Here is a 22,686-nt window from a genome sequence, read left to right as displayed (position 1 = left end):
TAATTTCTTATCAAAACTGAGGTGACCATATATTGAAACGTAAATTTCTGCTGATTCTAAGTGCTGCATATGTCATATTTATGGCTTACCTTTGTTTTTATTATTTTACTAAAGGTGAAACACATAGGTATCAGGTAGCCTTTGGCGCAATTTTTTGTGGACTTGTTCCTTTATGCTTAATTCTTTTTACGAAAATAAAATTTAACATGCCGATCATGATCTCCTATTTTGCTTTTCTCTTTGCTTCACAGTATCTAGGGTCTATTTTGGGCTTTTACCATCTAGGTTGGTGGGATACATTCTTACATCTTTTAAGTGGAGCACTATTGGCATTTGTAGCGATCGCTCTTTATGAACGAATGACACACCAACACGCAAGAAGTGATATCTCATACTGGCTGGTATTTTTATTCGTGCTAGCCTTTTCGGTATTCGGCGGAGTTGTATGGGAGATCTATGAATTCAGTATGGATCAATTCTTCGCTATGACCCTACAAGGCGGAGGGAATTTTGATACGATGGTAGATTTGCTGGCTGATACGGCAGGAGCCCTGTTAATAGCAGCTGTTGCCGCATTTAAAACGAAAAGGCGATTTAAAATGAGTTAACAATAATAAAAATGAATTATTTAAACCACAAGTAGAATCTGCATGTGGTTTTTTTATTGTTTATGTCTTTGTCTCTCTGTAAACCATTCAAATACATAGAAAACGATGGATATAAAACACGAGCTGCCAATCTCTCTGATCTCATATCAGAGGCATCATAATAATCAACAATAGAAAAAAATATAAAATATTAACGAATACCCATTGACCTTCACGTTGCGTAAAGGTGTAAAGTGAGAATTGTCAGGAGGTGATCACATGGAATACACCATTCAAAAGCTTAGTCTGTTAGCTGGAGTAAGTACTAGAACATTGCGATATTATGATGAGATTGACATTCTTAAGCCGGCAAGAATAAACTCGTCAGGGTATCGTATATATGGCCGGGAAGAAGTTGACAGACTACAGCAAATTTTATTTTACAAAGAACTCGGGCTTCCACTTGATCAAATAAAGGAAATCATAACATCACCAATATTTAATGCTGCAGATGCGCTCCAAGAACACCGTGAAAAGCTCCTGAACAAACGAAAACAGTTGGACCGTCTAATCGCGAATGTGGATCAGACGATTGCTGCTAACGAAGGGAGAATAACGATGACTGATAAAGAGAAATTTGAAGGATTTAAAAAGCAATTGGTAGAAGAGAATGAACAAAAATACGGAAAAGAGATTCGTGAAAAATACGGAGACAACACTGTAAATAAATCAAACGAAAAAGTATTGAATATGTCTCAGGAAGAGCATGATGAAGTAACGAAGCTCGCAGAGGATATTCACACTACTCTAGCAGAAGCCTTTAAAACAGGGGATCCATCTGGTGATCTAGCTCAAAAAGCAGCAGATCTTCATAAACAGTGGCTGACGTTCTATTGGAATGAATATAGCAAGGAAGCTCACGCGGGTCTTGCACAAATGTATGTGGATGATGAACGATTCACCGCTTATTATGATAAAGAACAACCAGGAACGGCAGAATTCTTAAGAGATGCTATCCACATTTATACGGGCATGAAGAAGTAAACTTAAATGAAGGTCAGTTAAAAGGGGTAACCGTATATGGTTATCTCTTTTTTGTTTCGTCATTACTCATGTTGGTTTACACTAAATGCACAGAGAAAGAAAGGATGAACGGTTATGAATGAAAAAATGTATTATTCTTCACCTTATATAACGAAATGGGAAACAAGCATTAGAAAAACATTTCAAAGGGAGGACCAATACTTTGTTATTTTAGAGGAAACCGCCTTTTATCCAACAGGAGGTGGCCAGCCGTTTGATGCAGGAACGATAGACGGAATAAAGGTCTTAGATGTATTTACTGATAATGATGAAGTGGTTCACCAATTAGAGAGGTTACCTGAAACTTCATCCGTGAACTGTGAGTTAGACTGGAACAGAAGGTTTGATCACATGCAGCAACATACTGGACAGCATCTTTTATCCGCTGTTTGTTATTCCTTATACGAAGCACGCACGATAAGCTTTCATTTAGGACAGGATTACTCTACGATTGATATCGAGATGGGTGCGCTAGACCAAAATCAAATGGATACGATCGAACAAGCAGTTAATGCAGAGATTTATATGAACAGAAAGGTACATACCTCATTTGTAATTCACGAAGAACTTCAGCAATTAGCTTTATTAAAAATGCCAAAGGTAACGGAAAATATCCGGATTGTTGAAATAGAAGGCATTGAACACAATGCTTGCGGAGGTACTCATGTTCGATCAACCGCTGAAATCGGTATAATTAAACTTCTAAAGGCCGAAAAACAAAAAGGAGCTGTACGTTTATATTTTAAGTGCGGACAACGTGCACTTCTTGATTATAATGATAGTTTAAAAATTCTTGGATTGATCTCTTCTAAATTTAATACGAGTCGTAGTGAAATTTTGAATCGAATTGAAAAGTGGGAAACTGAACAAAGAGAATTGGAAGCTGAAGTTAAACTGCTTAAAGAAGAAAATAATACCTATTTAGCAAAAGACCTGCTTTTACATGAAAAAGACGGATACCTTTCTTACATGTTTGAAGGAAAATCATTTGATGATACAAAAGAGCTTGCAATAAAAGTAGCAAATGAAAACAATCTATTGATTTTATTTGCGGCAATAACTGAAAATCGTATCATTTTGATCCATAACGGGACGAATAACATTTCTTGCGGTAAGTTTTTTAAAGAACACCTCTGTTCTTTTAACGGAAAAGGCGGCGGAAGTGATAAATCAGCTCAAGCTGGCTTCTCTACAAAGGAAGATATGTTTAGATTCGTTGAATTCGCTAGCCAAAATCTAGTGAATAACATCTGATCGGACAAAAATAAGAAAAATTTTAAAATGGTTGAAACATAAAAAGGAGTGAGGCAATATGCCACACTCCTCTTTTTATTAAATCAAGAAAATCGCTACAATCGTCGTTACAACCAAGCCAATGGCAACCGGCTTTAAGTTTCTTCTTGCAAGTTCAAATGGATCAACTCCACAAATCGCTGCTGCTGGAATCAATGCCCATGGCACCAATGTTCCTCCACCAACCCATATGGCTGAAATTTGACCTAATGCTGTTAAAGTAGCAGCTCCCGCTCCAATGGCCGTTCCAAATATATTCGCAACAGAGCCTGCTAGCGAGATTCCTGAAAAACCAGATCCATCAAGACCAGTGATCGCTCCTACGACTGTTAATGTTACCGGACCGATCTCCTTGCTCAACGGCACAACAGAAGCTAATGCAACACCAAGATCATTTACGATTCCATGGGAAGTTTTCGGAAGGAACTCACCAATAATCTTAGTAAAACCTGAGTCACCAAGATAAAAGAATGCAGCGATCGGGATTACAGGTCCGAAAACTCTAAACCCAAACTGAAAACCATCAATCATATAAGAAGTTGCTTTTTCCAATCCCTTATTCTTATGACTGACCATCGTAATTATTAAAAGGATAAAAACTGACGTTCCTCCAATAAGCGCTGTCGCATCTCCGCCTTGCAGATTAAGAATGTACATGGCAGCTACATCAAGCGCAAACATCAGCGGAATAAAAAGTGCAAAGAAACGCTTTTGCCCCTGTGACAACAAACCTAATTCTTGTTCAGTATTTTGCTTTACCGGTTCTGCTGTTAAACCAGTAGTAGCATTCAACTTCCCAGACTTCATATCCCGCTTTAAAAAGTAGAAAGCAGCTGCTGTTGTCACTAATCCCATCACAAATACGAGCGGAATACTAGCATCAATTACTTCACCCACTTTAAGCCCAGCAGCATCAGCTGTTAATTTTGGAGCAGCTTGAATAATATAATCGCCTGATAGGGCTATTCCATGGCCAAACAAGTTCATGGCCATAGCCACTCCCAACGCGGGAAGACCAACTCGAATGGCTACTGGAAGAAGTACCGCACCCATAAGTGCCACTGCTGGAGAAGGCCAAAAAAACCAGGAAATCACCATCATCACAATACCTATCGTCCAATAAGCAAGTGCAGGTGTACGTATAAGTTTTGAAAATGGTGAGATCATCACGTCATTGATTCCTGTAATTGTTAGTGTTCTGCTCATGGCAACGATAATAGAGATAACGAGAATCGTAGGAAGAAGCTCTGTAATGGCATAAATGAAACTATTAAAAATACTGCTTACCGAACCACTTAATGAACCTGTGGCAGTTATGGCGATCAAAAAGATACCAACGATACAGATCAAAGTAGTATCGCGTCTTTTCACCATAAAACCTATGATCAAACCGATAAACACAACATAAATCCAATGCAGCGCTGTTAATTCAACGCCCATCTGTATTCCTCCCCTGTGAAATGGGTGATTAGCCCTTTCGTCATGTAATACAGGATATGATGAGAAAAAGAAGGGGTGAGAGGAACTTTTACTGTAGTATGCCGCGTTTTATTTTTTGAAGATAATCATATGTTAAGTAAGAAATGGTGAATAAGAAAATGGAATAACCCACATTCCAAATAAAGTTCTCTGACAGATGTTTCAAGTCTATAAATTTAATGAACTTATTAAACAGATCTAAGTAAAACACATGAATGATGTATATGCCTAAAGCATTAGCACCTACTTTTGTTATGTATAAGCCTTTTCCTAACTTCTTATAATTTAGTGCAAACAAAAACAGAAAAGCAGTTAAAAGAATCGTTGAGAAGTAGTATTCACCATGACTCCCGGATAGAATCTTATCCAAGATAAACCCTTCCATGGCTTGTACAAATAGACCGATAAGGGCTAACCCTAAAAAAATGCGTCCGCTTAATTTATTCAGGCTGCTAAGACGACTATTTAGCGCAAACAATACACCCAGTGTTGTATAGAACAAACCAAAATATGCTGCATCACGTGTGCTGCTAATGGGAAATTTATAAAACATCGTGTACGCTTGTCCGAAAAGTCCAAGTAGGTTTAAAACAAAACTAATGAAAAATAATACATTGATTTGTTTTAACTTTATAAATATAAAAACTGTGATCATAGACCAAATCAGTGCTGTTAGAAACCACAACTGATATCCGCTAGTTCCTTTTCCATAATAAAGAAGGTTTAGGAATGTAATTTGTTTAAAATATGTGATTAGTTTCTCCTGAACATTAACACTATCTAATAGGATGAACAAAACATCATAGCTCACATAAAAAATAAGCCAAACAACATATAGTTTCACCAGCTTTATTATAAAGTTTTTAAAATAAAGAAAAGGGACCTCCTCCCGTTGTATCTTTAGAGCAAAAAAATAGCCAGAAGCAGCAAAGAAAAATGGAACAGCAAACCTAGCCATATTATCGATAACAAAATAACCGGTAAATCCATCTAAAGGAAAGACATGTATAACAACTACAGCAAAAATGGCGTAAAATTTAATATAGTCAACGGAGTAGATCCGATCCATTTTTGACCCACCTTCATGAGAACATTTTTGCTCTAACAGTATTCACATAAATTTGTTTTTCCAAAATGAAAGATGGCCTTGCAAGTTATTTTTTACCAGTGTTGTAGTGACAGATAATTGGAATTAATGTAAAATTATTACTATGATAAATGAGTTATTAGAAAGAGGTAACGCATGTTATCTCTTTTCTTTTTGTTACATACATTCAACAGAGGGGTTTTTCTAGGAGGCTATAGAATGGACCAGTCCAGATTTATAAGAGATCTAAACGAGTTAAAAGATGGTGGATATGTAAAAGAAAAAGATTACATTACCGTTCTTGATGGCTATTACAGATTTAGAGATGATCTGCGGAGAAAAGAGATAATAGAAGCAATGGAACTGACAGAAACAATTATTCCAGAACCAAAGCCAAAGCCTGTAAAACCTGTAATAGTACCGAAACCAAGAGTCGAAATAACTCCTGAACAAAGAAGAGAGAGAAATATTACAACACTCATGGCAGCGGGAGTAATCCTTCTTTTGTTAGGAGGGCTTACTCTTGCAACAAGCAATTGGGAAGTTTTTAGTTCGTTAACCAAAACGATGCTTGTTGGAGGTATCGCTATTTTATTCGGGGGTTTAGGTGCGCTTTCCGAGAGAATACTTCAAATAAGAAAAACGGCTTTTACATTCTTTGTTCTGTTTGCACTGTTCATCCCTATAACTGTTCTTTCAGCAGGGTTTTTTCAGTTATTTGGTGTATGGCTCAGTTTTTACGGTGAGGGAAGATATGTTTTAGGTGTCCTTACAACAGTAGTTTGTATTCCGATTTATTTTTGTTTTGGCACGTACTTTCAGTCAAGGTTATTTAGTTGGTTAACTTTTATTGCAAGTGCGATTGGGTATGCGTATTTAATATTGTCATTTAGTTTGACAAAAGAAACTTTTTATTTTGTCTATGCCTTAGGAAATGTAGCGTTTATTGTTCTATATCACGTTAAAAGAACTAAAAGTCAAAACATATTTTTAAAAATATTACCTGTGTTTATACAAGCGAATCTTATTCTATCAACTGTTTTTATTCTTATTATCTTTGAAAACCAACTTTATCAAAGTTTCAATATCATTTTAACTGCTGTTTTATATTTAGCGATGAGGATGGTTAATCAAAGAAAAGAATACGAGCTATTATTTATTGGATTTATCACATACGGACTGTATCAACTGATTCAAAACTCTATATTAATTGAATATCATTTATTACTAGTCGTTATCGTACCACTTGTTTTACTTCTGGTTGGAAAGTTTTCGGATCAAAAGCTGCATTCTTATTACCAAATGGCCAATGGGGCCATTTCGATTCTTGCATTCTTATATATAACTTTCGAGGGTATCCTGTTATCCATAGGAGAAGGCAGTGTATGGCTTCTGCTAGGTTACTTGGTGCTAGCATCCAATTTTATTTATTTAAGTTACCACTCAACATTTTCATTCTTTAAATACTTGGCTCCTTTTTATCTCATATGTGCATTTATGGAAGTGTATCATTTGATGAGTAAAACCTATGTAGACTATATTAGTTTAGCGATTGGGATATCAGCCGTTCTTTCTTATACGATTGGGCAATTCCTTAATCCTTTGCACAGATCCAGTCTTTTTGTTGGAGGCGGATGTGCACTGCTTAGTTTTCTATTAACCTCTTTAACTGAACACTATGGGCAGGCAAGTGTAGTTTCTGTCATCTTAACCGTACTTTCTATTCGTCATTTCTTAATAGGAAGTGTAAAAGAAAAACAGATTACAGCTTGGCTGATTCCTTCGTTTTTATTTTTTTCGATCTTCTTTTTAGGAATGAAGTTTCTGCCAGAACCCACTTTATCATTATCAATGATAGCAGGGTGCATTACATTATTAGTCATCTATATTTGGCAAAAGAAACGTGAGCGATTCTCTGCAACTTTTATTTCAACCGCAACTGTAACGACAGTCTTAAATTTTCTTGATATCTCATTCGGTGGAGATATAACATGGGTTAAATTGTTATCGTCTGTTTTATTAATGGTAGTTTTATGGTTTTTCACTCAGCACTTCAAACTAAAAGCAGGGTATGCAGGAATTCAGATTGGATTGTTTTTTGCATTGTACTATACCGCACAGCTACTTGGTCTTTTATTAACAGAAGAGCCATCTACATATGTGTATATCTTGATTTCATATATGTTGTTTGTGAGTGGGGAAGTTTTTCAGCGGATTGATTATAAAAGTGAATACCCTATTAAAGCTGTGTCTCATTTAGTTATTTTATTAACGTTTATTTATTGTTTATTGATTACTGGAGCAGCTATACCATATTTACTTATTGCTTTTCTGTATGGCCTCTACATGTTCCGTACACGTATAGAATATGAAATTAGATTTAATTATTACGCAGGATTAACACTGTTAGCTATAGGTTTCCATTATGCGATAAAAGAATGGCTTTCAAACGAAGGACCAGTGATTTACAGCGTTATTCTTGTCGGTCTATATTTCCTATTGAATAAAGAGTGGAAGCAGCGGCTGCAACTTTATGTCGTTCCGTTTTCACTGATTTTCCTTGGAGAATATATGACGAGCCGTGTCACGAATGATCTTTATCTACTTTTACATGCTGCTATCTTAGTAGGTTTTATTCTTTTCTATCAGTCATTAAAGGGGTACTGGAAATATGCATCTGTCATGATTCTAGGTTACTTGATGATTGATCTAGACGAGATGTTAATCGTATACAGAATCTCTCAAGATCTTAATTCAATTATTTGGTTTATGGCAGGGATATTGATATCGCTTGCAGGAATTTATTATTTTAAACAACTTTATTTCAAGTCTTTTATTGTTCAGATTGATTTTTTTGCTGTATTCGGTATTATTTATGTATTTACCGGACTGAGCCGTTCTGAATACATGATAGCAACAATCGGTTTAATTCTGATTGCTGTACTTTTTTATGTGCATGCAAGACGATTCAAGGATGTGCCAATTGGAAAAAGAATACTTCAAACTCTATCAAGTTTGTTTGTTCTTTTCGCCTATTATTCGTTTATGGATCAGTTTGAAATAGCAGAGATTATTCAAACAGAGCTCAATGTACTGCCTTGGATTGCTTTAAGTTATGTGATTACAAGAAAAACATGGGAACTGCCTGAGCGAACAGCTAATATAATTCAATATTTCTTGCTTGGAATGATTGGAATTACATTAATGATCGATGCAATGCAAAGTTATCAAGTTATGGATGCCATCATACTTGGCACCTTATCATTTATTAGTATTATTTATGGGTTTATCTCAAAACAGAAGAGTTACTTCTTTACAGGTTTGATCGTTTTACTCTTGAATGTTCTGATTCAAACTCGTCCATATTGGGGCAAAATGCCATGGTGGGTTTATCTGCTATTGACCGGAATCTTACTGATCGGTTTTGCTAGTTATAATGAATTTAAAAAACAAAAAGGAATGGAAAATCCACCATTAAAGGATATACTTTTAAATAGATGGAATATTTGGTTTGGTGAATGGAAGTAAGCACCTCATCGTAAAGGGAGGAATTTTTAGGTGGAAGCAGAACAAAGTAAATCCAAAATATCAATGGGGGAGCTATTTCAAAACAAAGTGATCAGAACGATTCTTTTTTCGGTATTCTTTTTACAAATTGGAATCTGGGTGCGTAACTATTCGATTCTTTTGTACGTTATTGAGAAAACCAACGAAGATCCAATCGCTGTATCTTTAATATCAGTAGCAGAGTTTGCCCCAATTTTTCTGTTCTCTTTTATAGGGGGCACGTTTGCTGACAGATGGAAACCAAAGAAAACGATGATCTGGTGTGATCTATTGAGTGGAGCTTCCATTTTTGTTGTACTATTAACCCTCTTGTTTGGAAGCTGGAAAGTAATATTTTTTGCCACACTTGTATCGTCGATCTTATCTCAATTCTCACAGCCGAGCGGTATGAAGCTGTTCAAGATTCATGTTCCTGAAGAGATGGTCCAGCTCGGGATGTCTATGTATCAAACACTATTCGCTATATTCATGATTCTCGGTCCTATCGTTGGTACTTACGTATATCAGCAATTTGGCATCAATGCAGCAATCGGAATCATGGGAATAGCTTTCGTATTATCAGCTGTTATCCTCATGTTCCTCCCACCAGATGAAGAAGTAGAGAAAACCGAGGAAAAAACCTCCATCTGGGCGGAGATGAAACAAGGATTCAGTTACGTGCTCAGCAGAAGATCATTGACTCTTCTTGGGGCATGTTTTGCTGTAGCCGGATTAGCATTAGGCTTAACACAGCCGTTAACTGTCTTTTTAGTTACAGAACAGCTTGGACTTCCTAAAGAACAATTGCAATGGCTTATGGCTGCTTTTGGTGCAGGAATGATCTTGGGTGGGGGATTAACGATCGGGATTGCAAGCAAGGTGAAGCCTCAGCTTCTGCTGGCACTTGGTATGGGTGCAAGTGCATTAGGATTTATGATCATGGGGATCTCTAATCAATTCTGGTTAACACTATCAGCAGAATTTCTAAGCGGTCTATTCATGCCATGCATTCACATTGGTATCAATACCTTAATTTTGCAGAGTACGGAATCAAAATTCATTGGGCGTGTGAACGGGATATTAAATCCTCTGTTTATGGGGGCTATGGTTATAACAATGTCCATAAGCGGATGGCTAAAAGAAACATTCTCACTTGTTGTAATGTTTGAAGGGGCTGCATTATTATTTGCCCTTGGTATTCTAACGATGCTGCCAATGATCAGACAAAGATCTGTACCGCCAACAGAGCTACAAAAATCCTAAAAAACAGCTGGAGACTCTTCCTGCTGTTTTTTTCATTCATTTTGATTTCTGTTATACGATCACCCGTTTTTTATAAAGCGGATATGGGTATTATAGAAATATTTAAGTTTCGAATACTGATCACGTACGTCTAATCATAAGGGGAATCAGATATGACCATTTCACGAGACCAACGTATTACATTACACGGATTTAATAACCTGACAAAGTCTTTAAGCTTTAATTTGTATGATGTATGCTTTACAAAAACAAAAGAAGAACGGGAAGCATACATCGAATATATTGATGAACAGTATAACGCAGAAAGGCTTACTAATATTCTGCAGACTGTTTCTGATACTATAGGGGCTCATGTTTTAAACGTTGCCAAACAAGATTATGTGCCACAGGGAGCTAGTGTAACCGTTCTTGTTTCTGAAGGGCCCATTGTGGAAGTACCAACAGATTCATTCGAAGACTCAGCTACAGCAATGCCGGAATCCGTTGTTATGCAGCTTGATAAAAGTCATCTTACTGTACATACGTATCCCGAATTTCATCCAGAGGAAGGAATCAGTACGTTTCGAGCAGATATTGATGTATCTACATGCGGTGAGATCTCGCCACTAAAAGCATTAAATCACCTAATCAATTCATTTGATATGGATATCGTAACAATGGATTATAGAGTAAGAGGGTTTACACGCGATATTAAAGGCCAAAAGTTATTTATCGATCATGATATTAATTCCATACAAAATTATCTTTCTGACGATATTAAAAATACTTACGACATGATTGATACGAATATCTATCAAGAAAATATTTTTCACACAAAATGCAGGTTAAAGGATTTTGAACTTAATAATTATTTATTTGGTTACACAAAAGATTCACTAGACACCGAAAGCGCAAAGCAAATTTCTAAACGAATAAAAGCGGAAATGGATGAAATCTTCTATGGTAGAAATATTAATCCTCCAAATCACCTATAAGATGTGTACGACCTCTGAATATTGAATATTCAGGGGTCTTTTTTCATGAACTTTATGAACAAAACGCTCTTTATGTGGTTAATCTTCCAATTTCGTACAAGGGTGATAGGATGATAAAAAGGATTGTGAAAGCGCTATCATTTAATTAATGGGAGGTACATGATGAAGAACGTAAAATGGAAAAATTGGTTATTAGCTGGCGTATTAATGACTTCATTAACCGCTTGCAGTACTTCAGGATCTGGAGGAACCAATACAGGGGATTCTGATTATCCCAAAAAAGCGATAACAGTTGTTGCACCATCTGGAGCTGGTGGCGGGTGGGATCTAACTGCTCGTTCCTTAACGAAAGTGCTCGGGGAAGCAAAATTAGTGGATCAGACACTAACTGTTGAGAACAAACCAGGTGGAGGAGGAGCTGTTTATTTAGCAGAATACGCAACACAGCACAAAAAGGATGATTATAAACTATACGTCAACTCCCCTCCAATTTTAATCAATAATCTTAAGAAGGAAGGAAACAGTCCATACGGATATCAAGACACTACACCGCTTGCACAGTTAACCAAGGATTTTGGTGCAATCGTTGTAAAAGCTGATTCAAAATATAACAACCTTAAAGAATTGATGGATGCAGTAAAAAAGGATCCAAAGTCAGTAACTGCTGCCGGAGGATCTGCACCAGGTTCTATGGATCATCTAGTAGCCGTTTTACCCGCTTTCAAATCAGATATTGATCCAAAGTCAGTTAAATATGTCTCCTATGATGGCGGCGGGGAAGCCATTGCTGCTTTATTAGGTGGAAATGCAGATTATATTGCTACAGACGCTTCTGCGGTTGGAGAATATTTAAAAGCTGGGAAAGTAAAGGTACTTGGTATTTCTTCGACTGAGCGTTTAAAAGGTGACCTGGCAGACATTCCGACTTTTAAAGAAGAAGGAATTGATGCAGATTTCACGATATGGAGAGGTATTTTTGGCCCTAAAGAAATGTCAGATAGTGCTAAATCGTATTGGGAGAAGACATTAAAGAAATTAAATGATAGTCAGGAATGGCAGGATGAATTAAAACGAAACGGCTGGGAATCTGAGTTTAAAGATGGTAAAGAATTCGAATCTTTCCTAAAGGAACAAGAAAAACAGGTAGAAGACTTATTAAAGTCATTAGACATGAATAAATAGAGTCAAGATGGAGGAGTAAAAACTACTTCTCCATTTTTTAAAATAAATAATGTTGTTAAAGGAGTGGGGCATCGTGCGAACAGGAAGTTTTGACCGATATGCAAGTATTCTTTTTGCACTTCTCGGTGCGGTTTTCTTATTAGAAAGCCGAAACATTGCAGACAGTGCATATGGCAGTGAAATTGGTCCCAATGTTTTTCCTTTCTTATTAGGACTAATTCTGATCTTATTAAGTGTGAAATTATTTTTAGAAACAGTAAAGACCGTTCAAAAACAACCAAATGCTCAGAACCCATTACAGATCAAAAGGTTTTTGATCATCTTGGTCTCAAGTATTCTCTATGCAGCTTTTTTAGGGATGTTCGGTTACTTAATCAGTACCTTCTTATTTTTGTTTATTTCGTTTCAAGCTATGGAAAAAGGAAACTGGATTAAAAATAGCATTGTTGCTGCTTCATTCTCATTCTGTGTATATTACTTGTTTGTAGTTGTTTTAAAAGGCTCATTGCCAGGATTGCCAGTATGGTTTAGTTAGGAGGGAAAAGCATGGGAGTAATGGATTTTTTAATACAAGGATTTCAAACAGCTATTCAGCCGCAGAATTTATTTTTTGCCTTTATCGGTGTGTTAATCGGGACAGCAGTTGGGGTATTGCCAGGGATCGGACCAATGAGCGGTGTCGCTCTATTAATACCCGTAACAGCAACACTAACTGGAGGAATGGATCCATCAGCAGCTGCAACTAGTTCGATTATCCTTTTAGCAGGTGTATACTACGGAGCTATGTATGGTGGATCAACCACCTCCATTCTGCTGAACACACCCGGTGAATCTTCTTCAGTTGTAACAACAATTGATGGCTACCAGATGGCAAAGCAAGGCAGGGCAGGTTCAGCCTTATCAATCGCAGCGATCGGTTCTTTTTTTGCAGGAATTGTGTCTATCGCGGGCTTGGTGCTGCTAGCAGAACCGCTTTCTGAAATGGCCTTAAAGTTTGGACCAGCTGAATATTTTTCGTTAATGCTGTTAGGACTGGCGGCTGTCAGCGGCCTTGCAGGCGGCTCGATCACAAAAGCATGGATGATGACTGCAACAGGTCTTTTGCTCGCTACAATTGGAATTGATGCTGTTTCAGGAGTTGCCCGTTTCACATATGATATTCCCGTCCTTTTTGGAGGACTCGAGTTTTTAACCGTTGCTGTAGGTTTGTTTGCACTAGGAGAAGTGTTTAAAACCATTCTTCACAAAGAAGAGGATGGAGAAAAAATAGCAAAAGTGGGCAGAGTCGTTCCGACAAGGTCTGATTTAAAGCAAAGCGCTGCACCTATTGCCCGCGGATCTTTACTTGGTTTTTTTATTGGTGTCTTACCTGGCGCGGGTGCAACGCTCGCCTCATTTTTTTCTTATATAGCGGAGAAGAAGTTAAGTAAAAACCCGGAGAAATTTGGGAAAGGAGCCATTGAAGGGGTAGCAGCTCCAGAATCCGCTAACAATGCAGCTTCCGGCGGAGCTATGATCCCGCTCTTAACTCTTGGAATCCCTGGCTCTGGTACTACAGCAATCTTAATGGGTGCTCTAATTATGTACAATGTTCAGCCAGGTCCATTATTATTCAGCGATCATCCTGATGTTGCCTGGGGCTTAATCGCCTCTATGTTTATCGGAAACCTGATGCTGCTCATCTTAAATATGCCACTCGTTAAAATCTTTGCCAAAATTATTGAAACACCAGCAAAATATTTATTGCCAATCATTATTGCCATATCCGTTTTTGGAGTCTATGCTGTTCAAGCTACAACATTTGATCTATTTCTTTTAATAGGGTTTGGTTTAGCTGGATATTTATTAGCACAGAACGATTATCCGCTCGCACCTCTTGTACTTGGTCTTGTATTGGGACCGATGATTGAAAACAATATGCGCCGTGCATTAACAACATCAAATGGTGATTTTACGGTATTTATTCAACAGCCGATCTCAGCATTTTTCCTAGTATGTTCTCTGTTATGGATCTTAGTGCCATTTATTCTAAGGTTAAAAGGTAAAAATGTTGTAGTTAATATTGAAGGATAAATAAAGCTTGGCAGAGAAGACTTTCAATTTAGGAAAGTCTTTTCTATTGTCTTGGAGGGAAACTATGAAACTGCAAACAAAATTAATTCTCATCAGCTGTTCCCTTATCTTTTTAGTGATCACCATTTTAGCCGTTCTTTTTCAAGGAATGTTTGAAGAAACAATGAAGAACGAGATGGGCGAAAGAGCGCTGAGTGTTTCATATGCTGTAAGCAATAATCCACTCGTTATAGATGCATTTAAAACAGAAAATCCTTCAAAATGGATTCAGCCTTATGCGGAGGAGATCAGAAAGAAAACAGGAGCTCATTATATTGTAGTAGGAAACAAGGAGGGGGTCAGATATTCTCATCCGTTAGAAGAACGGATAGGGAAAAAGATGGTTGGTGGAGATAATCAGTTAGCTTTATCTGGTAAACCAAGTATCACAGAAGCAACAGGATCACTAGGTCCAGCTGTTAGAGGCAAATCACCCATTATTAATAATGATGGGGAAATTATAGGATTGGTATCGGTCGGCTTCTTAACTGATCGTATTAACGAGGATATATGGCCATATAAATTAAAGATATTAATTATTGGTATTTCAACACTTATCCTAGGAATCATCGGGTCTGTACTGATAGCTAATGGAGTAAAAAGGGCCACTCATGGGTTAGAACCCAAAGAGATCGGATTACTTTATAAAGAAAAGAGCGCAATTCTAGAAGCAATAAGAGAAGGGGTTATTGCCGTCAATCGTGAGGGTGACATTACGCTTGCTAATCAAACAGCTCTTCAGATGCTAGAGACAGAGAATGATGCACTAATCGGAAATAATGTTTTAAAAGCCATCCCTAATACGAGATTAGTAGATGTGATCGCCTCAGGTAAGAGTGAATTTGACGAACAGATGAAATTAGGCAATACAAAAGTAGTAGCAAATCGTGTCCCGATACTGGATGATCACGGTAAGGTTATTGGAGCCGTTGCGACATTTAGAAACAGACATGAACTTTATAGGCTGAATGAAGAATTAGCCCAAGTAAAGGGCTATAGTGAGGGACTTCGCGCACAAACACATGAATTCTCTAATAAATTGTACTTGATATCTGGGTTAATTCAGTTAGGATCGTATCAAGAAGCATTAGATGTAATAGCAATAGAGTCTAACGTTCATCAGAATTTCACACAATTTATCATGAAACGGATTTCGGATCCTTTTATCGGCGGCCTCTTAATAGGTAAGTTTAATCGGTCTAAAGAGATGCAAGTTGAATTAATTATAGAGCCTTCAAGTCATTTTAGGAATTTACGAGGAGAGGTTGACCGACAATTATTGGTTACCATCATCGGTAATCTCGTGGATAACGCGATTGATGAGGTAGCTGAATGCACCCATAAAGAAAAAACAGTAAAGGTTTGCCTTTCGGATTTTGGCAACCAGCTCATTATAGAAGTTGAAGATACAGGGGGAGGAATTCGTGACTCAATCGCTAATAAATTATATCAAAAGGGATTCTCTACAAAAGGTCCAGATCGTGGTTATGGCTTATATTTAATTAAGCAATCGGTCGAACTGTTAAACGGAGAACTTTTTTATGAAAGAACAAAAGCGGATACAACACTCTTTACAGTTATCATCCCGAAAGAATAGAGGTTTAAAGAATCATGCACTCATGGGAAGTTTTTATCGTAGAAGATGACATCAGAATCGCTGAGATCAACCGAAAATTTGTAGAAAAAGTACCAGGATTTTCAGTATGCGGTATTGCTCTGAATGAAGATGAAGCAAAAGAGCAAATCGCTATCCTTAAACCTGACTTGGTCCTATTGGATATATTTTTTCCTGATATGAACGGATTGGATTTTTTACGCTGGATCAGGAGCGAATTTCGCGGGATAGAGGTTATAATGGTAACAGCTGCAACCGAGGTGGATACGCTTAAACATGCACTTTCAGACGGTGTATTCGATTACATTGTAAAACCTGTTATCTTTCAGAGATTTAAGGACACATTATTGAATTTTCATGAATATAAAAAGTCTATTCTTCAACTTTCGGCTGACAAAGAGATCAACCAAAACCTGATTGATTCTATACTGAAACGTGAAAAGGCAGAGATCGAACCGTCTTATCTGCCAAAAGGCATTGATCCCATTACATTAGAGAAGGTGATATCGATGCTGACTCAATACAAAAAAGGGTATACTGCTGAAGTTCTCGGTGAACGAATTGGTACTAGCCGAACGACCGCAAGACGTTATTTAGAATACTTAGTTTCAGAACAAAAAGCTACAGCTGACATATCGTATGGTGGCGTAGGCAGGCCTGAAAGAATCTATAAATATGGCAATGGTTAAAAATTGAAAGAATTAAGAAGTGTGTTCCTTAGCAATTCTTCTTGAAGAAGGATTGCTTTTCATTTTGGCTATTATACTCGTAACACCCGCTGTGTTTGATGTATAATAACTTACATAGATTTAATGTTGAAAGAGAGTGAACGTAATGGGACGTAAATGGAACAATATTAAAGAAAAAAAAGCATCCAAAGACGCAAATACAAGTCGTATTTATGCAAAATTCGGACGCGAAATATATGTAGCCGCTAAACAAGGTGAACCAGATCCAGAATCAAACCAATCATTGAAAGTAGTTCTTGAACGGGCAAAAACGTACAGTGTACCTAAAACTATCATTGACCGTGCAATTGAAAAAGCAAAAGGCGGCTCAGAGGAAAACTACGACGAGCTTCGCTATGAAGGATTTGGTCCGAACGGCTCGATGATTATTGTAGATACACTAACAAATAATGTAAACCGTACGGTCGCAGAGGTTCGTTCTGCTTTTAATAAAAACAACGGAAATATGGGTGTATCCGGGGCAGTTGCGTATATGTTTGATGCAACAGCTGTAATCGGACTTGAGGGCAAATCAGCAGATGAAGTACTAGAGTTGCTTATGGAAGCAGACTTAGATGTACGTGATGTTATTGAAGAAGATGATTCAGTAATCGTTTATGCTGAGCCAGACCAATTTCATGCGGTACAAGAAGCATTCAAGAATGCAGGAATTACAGAATTTACTGTAGCTGAACTAACAATGCTAGCACAAAATGATTTGGAACTTCCAGAAGATGCGCAAGTTCAGTTTGAAAAACTAATCGATGCTTTAGAAGATCTAGAAGACGTTCAACAAGTCTATCACAACGTAGATTTAGGAGAGTAAAGAAGAAGCAGGTCCGTTAAACGGGTCTGCTTTTTTAATTTTGCTCTTTTCTAAGGATGTGTCTTTTTAGTAGGTTTTGTAAAAGCAACCTGATGTGCAAGAAGTTGATAGGAGCGAAAGGTGCGAGACTCCTGCGGGAGCAGCGGGACTGGTGGGACGTAGGCGCAGAGAGTCGAGGAGGTTCACCGCCTGCCCCGCGGAAAGCAAGCATCCTGGAGCTGAAATTCAACCACTTCTCTCTTTCCGGTTAAATAACAACAATGTTTTAATAGAAAAAAGCAACCGTTTAATTCGGCTGCTTTCTAATGAATATCATACATAAAGTGATCGTTGTAAATCCAATGAACGCTAGCAGTGGAATTGTAACAAAACCCAGCCAGTTAATATATTGTCCAGAACATGGCACACCTGATGTACACATCTCAAACGCCTTTAGTGCAGGTATTTTCTGCAAGGCATAGTGATAACCTGAAACTAGAATTCCAAGTATAGAAAACGGGAGGACGTAGCGGGTTATTTTATCATCTTGATGATAAAAAGCAATTCCAAGCAAAATGACTAAAGGGTACATAAGAATTCGCTGATACCAACAAAACGTACATGGAATAAATTTTAAGACCTCACTAAAAAACAGACTTCCTAGTGTAGAAACGATCGCGGCTAACCAGGCGATCAAAATAGGTTTATTTGTCACCTTTATTTACTTCCTTCTCAGCTTCATCAACCATCATCTTAAGGTCTTCAATGGAAGAACCCTCAAACTTTTTGCCGTTAACAAAAAGGGTAGGAGTTCCAGTTACCCCTAAATCACTTACAAGCGCTTCATCTGTTTCTACAGCTTCTTCACTTTCATTGTTTTCTAATTGTCCGCTGACTTTTTTTACGTTTTCCTCGGTAGTTGTTTCACCTAAAGTCTCAAGCAAGAATTTTTCTGTGAAGATATCTTTCCGTTCAAGGCTTTGGTCTTCTGGCTGTTTTTCATAAAGAAGTTTATGAAACTTCCAGAACGTGTCGTTACCTAGTTCTTTGTATACTGTTTCACCAAATAGAGCTGATCTTTCTGAGTCAACGTTTATAAAAGGATAGTTTAGAAAATAAAATTTAACCTTACCTGTTTGTATAAGTTCTTGATCGATTAAAGGGAAAAACGACTCATTAAAGTCCTTACATATTGGGCATTTATAATCTCCAAACTCAATAATATTCACCGGTGCCTCTTCTTTTCCTAAGTAAGGCTGATTAGCATAAGAAATCGCAGTATTTGAGGAATCTTTATCAAGCATTCCACTAAACATAAATACAATTAACCCAATCGTTAAAATTCCAATTGTCCAAAACAGCCAAACAGGGGACGAACTTTTCTTTTTCTTTGTTGATACGGCTTTTGCATTTTTCTTTTTTTGTTTACCCATTTTTCACCTCATAGAATTTTTACTATATAAAAAGAAGTTACTAGTATCGTATACAAAATTAGATGTTTTTACAATGAAGAAATATTGAACATTTTTGAATAAAATCGTTTATTCACACGAATTTATAAACGAAAATTATTTATTTGAACAATATTCTACCATGATTAAATAAAGGTAAAAAAAAACTGTATGCAAAAGAAGATCTTGGAAGTATAATTTTCTAGAAATTATATTAAAACACCTTTGGGGGTCAGGGATGAAAAAGTTACTATCACTTCTATTGGCTATCACGATTAGCCTTGGCATGCTGCCAGTGTCAGCGTTTGCAATAAAGCCAATTAACAAGGATTATCAAGCGTTCTTGAAAGAGATCGGCTGGGAATCTAAAGATTATGAGGATTACTTAAAAAGCAAAGATTGGTCATTAGGGGATTTTGTATCTGTTGATGAATTAGGAACACCGTTAACAGAAGAAGGTGTAAAATCTGTTATGCAAGAATTTGACTTAAGCCGTGAAGAATTAAATGAATTGCTTGTGGAATACGGAGATATCGAAGAAGGACAAGACGTTCTAGACGGGTCATGGCTAATTTTTGAAGAAGAGTTAAGAGAAGCTCTTGATTTATATATTGGTACTCCAATAAATGATGAAAATCTTCAGCAATTATTAAATGATTATAACTTAGGTTCTATTGAAGAATTAGAAACTTTATTAAAAGAGAACGACGATGCAATTGATAACTATGAATACATTGAGGATCTTGAGTGGGCTGTAGATCTTTATATTAATGGTGACGATTGGGAAGGTACTCCTATAAATGACGAGAATCTTCAACAATTGTTAAAAGACTATAACTTAGGATCAATCGAAGATTTAGAGGCGTTATTAAAAGAAAATGATGATGCGCTAGAAAATTATGAGTATATTGAAGATCTGGAGTGGGCTGTTGATTTTTATATTAACGGTGAAGAAAACATCGAAGAAGAAATTTCAGACTTGTTTACTCAAATTGATCTAACTGAGGAAGAGATGGAAAAGCTTTTTGCCCATTTCGAATCTCTCAACTGGGAAGACCCAGCTTTTCTTGACCAAATGATGGCGCTTAGTGAGAGAATGATGGCGTTTGAGGAATTTGAAACAGCCGAGGAACTTTCTGCTGAACAAATTGCTGAGATATTTGACATTTTTTCAGAAATGAAGCAGCTTTTACAAATTGAGACTAAATATTATCTTGTAGTGGACGGTCAAAAACAGCCACTTTCAATGGAAGCATTGATGACAATGGAAACTACAAATGGTAATGACTTAATCATGGAAATCTACAACATAAATGGTGAACTGCTAGCTGATCTTCGTATCACAGCAGAGATGATTGGGTCAGAGATGATTCAAGAAACAGGGAAAGACATTCAAGAAGTTGAAAAGATTGTAAAAGAAATGCCAACTTCAGCAAAACCACCAGTAAAAACGATAAAAGGTGGAGAACTGCCTAAAACGTCTACAGATTACGTTGAAAATATGATCGTTGGAATTGGGGTTGTAGCAGCCGGTTTCTTCCTGTTTAGACGATTGAGAGTGAAAAACATCTAATGAAACGAAGAAGTAAACTGCGGATTGTTCTTCTAACATTTTCTATCGCTTTTATTCTTTTTGGAGCTTGGTTTAGCAGCACTAATGCTTTTAAGTTTATAAAAGGGTATTTGATTTTCAAAAGCGGACAGATTGAGGCAAAAGAGATTCACAAAAAACCTGTTGAACAAGAACCAGATGAATCAAAGGAAATTCTTTATCTAAACCGCCCGACAAAGGGTGAAAATATAGGTAAGCTAATCATTCCTAAGCTGGATGCATCACTCCCAATCTTTCATGGAACCGATGAAGAAGAACTGGAAAAAGGCGTAGGTCATTATGCACAAAGCGTATTACCAGGGGAAGAGGATAATTCTGTACTTTCAGGACATCGGGATACGGTCTTCCGCAAACTTGGTGAAGTTGGAAAAGGGGATCTTTTAATTGTCGAGACTTCTACTGGAACATTTACCTATAGAGTTAAGAATGTTCGAATTGTCGATAAAGATGACCGGACGGTTATTGTTCCAAAACCACGAGCAACATTAACGGTTTCGACTTGCTATCCGTTTGATTTCATTGGAGCATCACCCGAACGATATATCCTGGTCGCAAACTTAATTTCAAAAAAATTAACGTAGTTGTAAGCAGCAGAATTCTTTATTCTGCTGCTTTTTATTTTTCATGAGTGCAGAAGAAGCGAAAGAATATGGTATAATCGATGAAATCATTTACCCTAAATAGAAGGAGAGAGGCTGCGGGCTGCAGTCCTCTTTTTTTGTATATGGCTATTAAAGGTCATTAGATGTTGATCTTCGTTGCAGGCGCTAGACCCCTGCGGGAAAAGCGGGTAAAGGGAGACCCTGCAGGTGTATAACCCCTAGGAGTCTCCCTGACCTACGCGGAAAGCGAGTGCAAGGAGTCGAAATCAACAGACAAGAAACAGAACTTTGTGTATATATGTCGACTAATGAAAATTATTCATGTTTTATGTTATATTATGAAAAAAAGTAATGTGAAGAGGGATGAGTTTGTCTATTGGGAAGTACGAAATTTTCCATACAGTGGTGGAGCTTGGGAGCCTGACAAAAGCAAGTGCTGCTCTAAATATATCTCAATCGGGTGTCAGCCATGCCATTTCCAGTCTGGAAAAAGAAATGGGCTTTTCTTTGTTATCACGTAACAAAACAGGCATCAAGCTCACGGTTAACGGAGAAAGAATGCTTTTATACATAAGAGATATTCTATACATAAACGAGAAAATGCGGCAGGAAGCTGGGGAAATCAAAGGGCTGGAAATTGGCATAGTAAGGCTGGGCAGTTTTTCTTCAGTATCAGCTGTCTGGCTTCCAGGTATTGCAAAAAAATTCATGGAGCAATATCCACATATTACAGTCGAAATAATGGAAGGAAAGCAGGAAGAACTGGGACAATGGATTACACAGGGTATAGTGGATTTTAGTTTTATGTTATTGCCTGCTGCCGAAAGCTTCGAAGTTCTTCATTTAAAAAGGGAGCTATTTTTCTGTGTGATGGCTGAATCTCATCCACTTAGTGAAGAAGATAGTATATATATTGAGCTGTTAAAGGATGAGAAGATCCTACTGCAAAATTCCACACGTGAGATCATGTATAAACTTTTTAAAGGGAAGAAATTGACACCTGATGTAGCCTTCCATTTAGAAGACGAACAGGCCATTATTTCGATGGCAAAAAATGGAATGGGAGTGGCGATCCTTCCTGAGATAGCTCTGCATAGCATACCTAAAGGAGTAAAAATTTTACCTCTGGCTGTTGATGAAGAATCTGTGTGGATTGGTATTGGCAGTTTAACCTTGAAACATCTGCCTCCGGCAGCAGAAAAATTTATTGCTGTGGCAACCTTATGGTTAAACGATCACTATTTAAAACGGCTCTCCTGAAAAGTGG

The 22,686-nt window shown here is 37.3% G+C and carries 19 protein-coding genes and 1 pseudogene; 16 read left to right on the top strand and 4 right to left on the bottom strand.

Features of this window, described 5'->3' with window-relative positions:
• The first annotated feature begins 32 nt into the window (after nucleotides 1-32).
• The 3 genes from IEV52_RS10080 to IEV52_RS10070 all read left to right on the top strand — a co-directional run bounded on the left by IEV52_RS10080 (nucleotide 33) and on the right by IEV52_RS10070 (nucleotide 2,924).
• Entirely contained in the window at nucleotides 33-608 is a 576-nt protein-coding gene (locus tag IEV52_RS10080; RefSeq protein ID WP_188402435.1) for a DUF2238 domain-containing protein, read from the top strand.
• A gap of 258 nt (nucleotides 609-866) precedes the next feature.
• Nucleotides 867-1,631, top strand: a complete 765-nt coding sequence (locus IEV52_RS10075) for a MerR family transcriptional regulator (RefSeq protein ID WP_188402434.1) — start codon at nucleotides 867-869, stop codon at nucleotides 1,629-1,631.
• 114 nt (nucleotides 1,632-1,745) lie between these two features.
• A complete protein-coding gene (locus IEV52_RS10070) occupies nucleotides 1,746-2,924 on the top strand; it encodes an alanyl-tRNA editing protein (protein ID WP_188402433.1) in 1,179 nt (392 codons plus the stop codon).
• A 78-nt stretch (nucleotides 2,925-3,002) separates the two neighbouring features.
• On the opposite strand, the gene IEV52_RS10065 is transcribed toward IEV52_RS10070, so the two are convergent.
• Nucleotides 3,003-4,403: a hypothetical protein gene (locus tag IEV52_RS10065; protein ID WP_188402432.1), complete on the bottom strand. Its 1,401-nt coding sequence runs from the start codon at nucleotides 4,401-4,403 to the stop codon at nucleotides 3,003-3,005.
• Nucleotides 4,404-4,491: 88 nt separating this feature from the next.
• On the bottom strand, nucleotides 4,492-5,511 hold the full coding sequence (locus IEV52_RS10060; RefSeq protein ID WP_188402431.1) for an acyltransferase family protein: 1,020 nt from the start codon (nucleotides 5,509-5,511) through the stop codon (nucleotides 4,492-4,494).
• Between the two features lie 237 nt (nucleotides 5,512-5,748).
• Here IEV52_RS10060 and IEV52_RS10055 point away from each other — a divergent pair, with 237 nt between their 5' ends.
• The 9 genes from IEV52_RS10055 (at nucleotide 5,749) to IEV52_RS10015 (ending at nucleotide 17,775) form a co-directional block, all read left to right on the top strand.
• Nucleotides 5,749-9,057: a hypothetical protein gene (locus IEV52_RS10055; RefSeq protein ID WP_188402430.1), complete on the top strand. Its 3,309-nt coding sequence runs from the start codon at nucleotides 5,749-5,751 to the stop codon at nucleotides 9,055-9,057.
• Nucleotides 9,058-9,120: 63 nt separating this feature from the next.
• Nucleotides 9,121-10,338: an MFS transporter gene (locus IEV52_RS10050; RefSeq protein WP_188403867.1), complete on the top strand. Its 1,218-nt coding sequence runs from the start codon at nucleotides 9,121-9,123 to the stop codon at nucleotides 10,336-10,338.
• Between the two features lie 152 nt (nucleotides 10,339-10,490).
• Nucleotides 10,491-11,312: an adenosylmethionine decarboxylase gene (speD, locus tag IEV52_RS10045; RefSeq protein WP_188402429.1), complete on the top strand. Its 822-nt coding sequence runs from the start codon at nucleotides 10,491-10,493 to the stop codon at nucleotides 11,310-11,312.
• 162 nt (nucleotides 11,313-11,474) lie between these two features.
• Nucleotides 11,475-12,494, top strand: a complete 1,020-nt coding sequence (locus IEV52_RS10040) for a tripartite tricarboxylate transporter substrate binding protein (RefSeq protein WP_188402428.1) — start codon at nucleotides 11,475-11,477, stop codon at nucleotides 12,492-12,494.
• 49 nt (nucleotides 12,495-12,543) lie between these two features.
• The gene (locus tag IEV52_RS10035; RefSeq protein ID WP_188402427.1) at nucleotides 12,544-13,029 is read left to right on the top strand and encodes a tripartite tricarboxylate transporter TctB family protein; all 486 of its coding nucleotides are present in this window, start codon (nucleotides 12,544-12,546) and stop codon (nucleotides 13,027-13,029) included.
• A gap of 11 nt (nucleotides 13,030-13,040) precedes the next feature.
• Complete coding sequence (locus tag IEV52_RS10030; RefSeq protein ID WP_188402426.1) at nucleotides 13,041-14,567, top strand: tripartite tricarboxylate transporter permease; 1,527 nt, start codon at nucleotides 13,041-13,043, stop codon at nucleotides 14,565-14,567.
• A 64-nt stretch (nucleotides 14,568-14,631) separates the two neighbouring features.
• On the top strand, nucleotides 14,632-16,203 hold the full coding sequence (locus IEV52_RS10025) for an ATP-binding protein (RefSeq protein ID WP_188402425.1): 1,572 nt from the start codon (nucleotides 14,632-14,634) through the stop codon (nucleotides 16,201-16,203).
• 14 nt (nucleotides 16,204-16,217) lie between these two features.
• Nucleotides 16,218-16,910, top strand: a complete 693-nt coding sequence (locus IEV52_RS10020; RefSeq protein WP_188402424.1) for a response regulator — start codon at nucleotides 16,218-16,220, stop codon at nucleotides 16,908-16,910.
• Between the two features lie 145 nt (nucleotides 16,911-17,055).
• Nucleotides 17,056-17,775 carry a YebC/PmpR family DNA-binding transcriptional regulator gene (locus IEV52_RS10015; RefSeq protein ID WP_188402423.1) on the top strand — a complete coding sequence of 240 codons (720 nt, stop codon included), beginning with the start codon at nucleotides 17,056-17,058 and terminating at the stop codon, nucleotides 17,773-17,775.
• 286 nt (nucleotides 17,776-18,061) lie between these two features.
• Here IEV52_RS10015 and IEV52_RS10010 read toward each other — a convergent pair whose 3' ends face one another.
• Nucleotides 18,062-18,469, bottom strand: a complete 408-nt coding sequence (locus tag IEV52_RS10010) for a disulfide oxidoreductase (RefSeq protein ID WP_188402422.1) — start codon at nucleotides 18,467-18,469, stop codon at nucleotides 18,062-18,064.
• Nucleotides 18,459-19,187, bottom strand: coding sequence for a DsbA family protein (locus IEV52_RS10005; protein WP_188402421.1), 729 nt, complete (start codon nucleotides 19,185-19,187; stop codon nucleotides 18,459-18,461). Before IEV52_RS10005 ends, IEV52_RS10010 begins: the two co-directional genes overlap by 11 nt.
• 256 nt (nucleotides 19,188-19,443) lie before the next feature.
• Between IEV52_RS10005 and IEV52_RS10000 the strand changes: the two genes are divergently transcribed.
• From IEV52_RS10000 to IEV52_RS09985, 4 genes and pseudogenes are all read left to right on the top strand, one after another.
• The gene (locus IEV52_RS10000) at nucleotides 19,444-20,778 is read left to right on the top strand and encodes a processed acidic surface protein (protein ID WP_188402420.1); all 1,335 of its coding nucleotides are present in this window, start codon (nucleotides 19,444-19,446) and stop codon (nucleotides 20,776-20,778) included.
• Nucleotides 20,778-21,398, top strand: a complete 621-nt coding sequence (locus tag IEV52_RS09995) for a class D sortase (protein ID WP_188402419.1) — start codon at nucleotides 20,778-20,780, stop codon at nucleotides 21,396-21,398. Before IEV52_RS10000 ends, IEV52_RS09995 begins: the two co-directional genes overlap by 1 nt.
• 37 nt (nucleotides 21,399-21,435) lie before the next feature.
• Nucleotides 21,436-21,501: pseudogene (locus IEV52_RS22765) on the top strand (ATP-dependent Clp protease proteolytic subunit); the annotation flags it as partial.
• Nucleotides 21,502-21,788: 287 nt separating this feature from the next.
• A complete protein-coding gene (locus tag IEV52_RS09985; RefSeq protein WP_188402418.1) occupies nucleotides 21,789-22,679 on the top strand; it encodes a LysR family transcriptional regulator in 891 nt (296 codons plus the stop codon).
• Nucleotides 22,680-22,686: the final 7 nt, after the last annotated feature.

The sequence above is a fragment of the Fictibacillus barbaricus genome, from assembly GCF_014635025.1.
Taxonomy (GTDB): Bacteria; Bacillota; Bacilli; order Bacillales; family Fictibacillaceae; genus Fictibacillus; species Fictibacillus barbaricus.
Note: the sequence above shows the minus strand (reverse complement) of the source record. Positions and strands in the feature narration are given on the sequence as shown.

Excerpts from the sequence above, each read along its gene's own strand:
- IEV52_RS10075 (WP_188402434.1), top strand. The coding sequence starts at position 867 with ATGGAATACACCATTCAAAAGCTTAGTCTGTTAGCTGGAGTAAGTACT.
- IEV52_RS10070 (WP_188402433.1), top strand. The coding sequence starts at position 1,746 with ATGAATGAAAAAATGTATTATTCTTCACCTTATATAACGAAATGGGAA.
- IEV52_RS10065 (WP_188402432.1), bottom strand. The coding sequence starts at position 4,403 with ATGGGCGTTGAATTAACAGCGCTGCATTGGATTTATGTTGTGTTTATC.
- IEV52_RS10060 (WP_188402431.1), bottom strand. The coding sequence starts at position 5,511 with ATGGATCGGATCTACTCCGTTGACTATATTAAATTTTACGCCATTTTT.
- IEV52_RS10055 (WP_188402430.1), top strand. The coding sequence starts at position 5,749 with ATGGACCAGTCCAGATTTATAAGAGATCTAAACGAGTTAAAAGATGGT.
- IEV52_RS10050 (WP_188403867.1), top strand. The coding sequence starts at position 9,121 with ATGGGGGAGCTATTTCAAAACAAAGTGATCAGAACGATTCTTTTTTCG.
- speD (WP_188402429.1), top strand. The coding sequence starts at position 10,491 with ATGACCATTTCACGAGACCAACGTATTACATTACACGGATTTAATAAC.
- IEV52_RS10040 (WP_188402428.1), top strand. The coding sequence starts at position 11,475 with ATGAAGAACGTAAAATGGAAAAATTGGTTATTAGCTGGCGTATTAATG.
- IEV52_RS10035 (WP_188402427.1), top strand. The coding sequence starts at position 12,544 with ATGTTGTTAAAGGAGTGGGGCATCGTGCGAACAGGAAGTTTTGACCGA.
- IEV52_RS10030 (WP_188402426.1), top strand. The coding sequence starts at position 13,041 with ATGGGAGTAATGGATTTTTTAATACAAGGATTTCAAACAGCTATTCAG.
- IEV52_RS10025 (WP_188402425.1), top strand. The coding sequence starts at position 14,632 with ATGAAACTGCAAACAAAATTAATTCTCATCAGCTGTTCCCTTATCTTT.
- IEV52_RS10020 (WP_188402424.1), top strand. The coding sequence starts at position 16,218 with ATGCACTCATGGGAAGTTTTTATCGTAGAAGATGACATCAGAATCGCT.
- IEV52_RS10015 (WP_188402423.1), top strand. The coding sequence starts at position 17,056 with ATGGGACGTAAATGGAACAATATTAAAGAAAAAAAAGCATCCAAAGAC.
- IEV52_RS10005 (WP_188402421.1), bottom strand. The coding sequence starts at position 19,187 with ATGGGTAAACAAAAAAAGAAAAATGCAAAAGCCGTATCAACAAAGAAA.
- IEV52_RS10000 (WP_188402420.1), top strand. The coding sequence starts at position 19,444 with ATGAAAAAGTTACTATCACTTCTATTGGCTATCACGATTAGCCTTGGC.
- IEV52_RS09995 (WP_188402419.1), top strand. The coding sequence starts at position 20,778 with ATGAAACGAAGAAGTAAACTGCGGATTGTTCTTCTAACATTTTCTATC.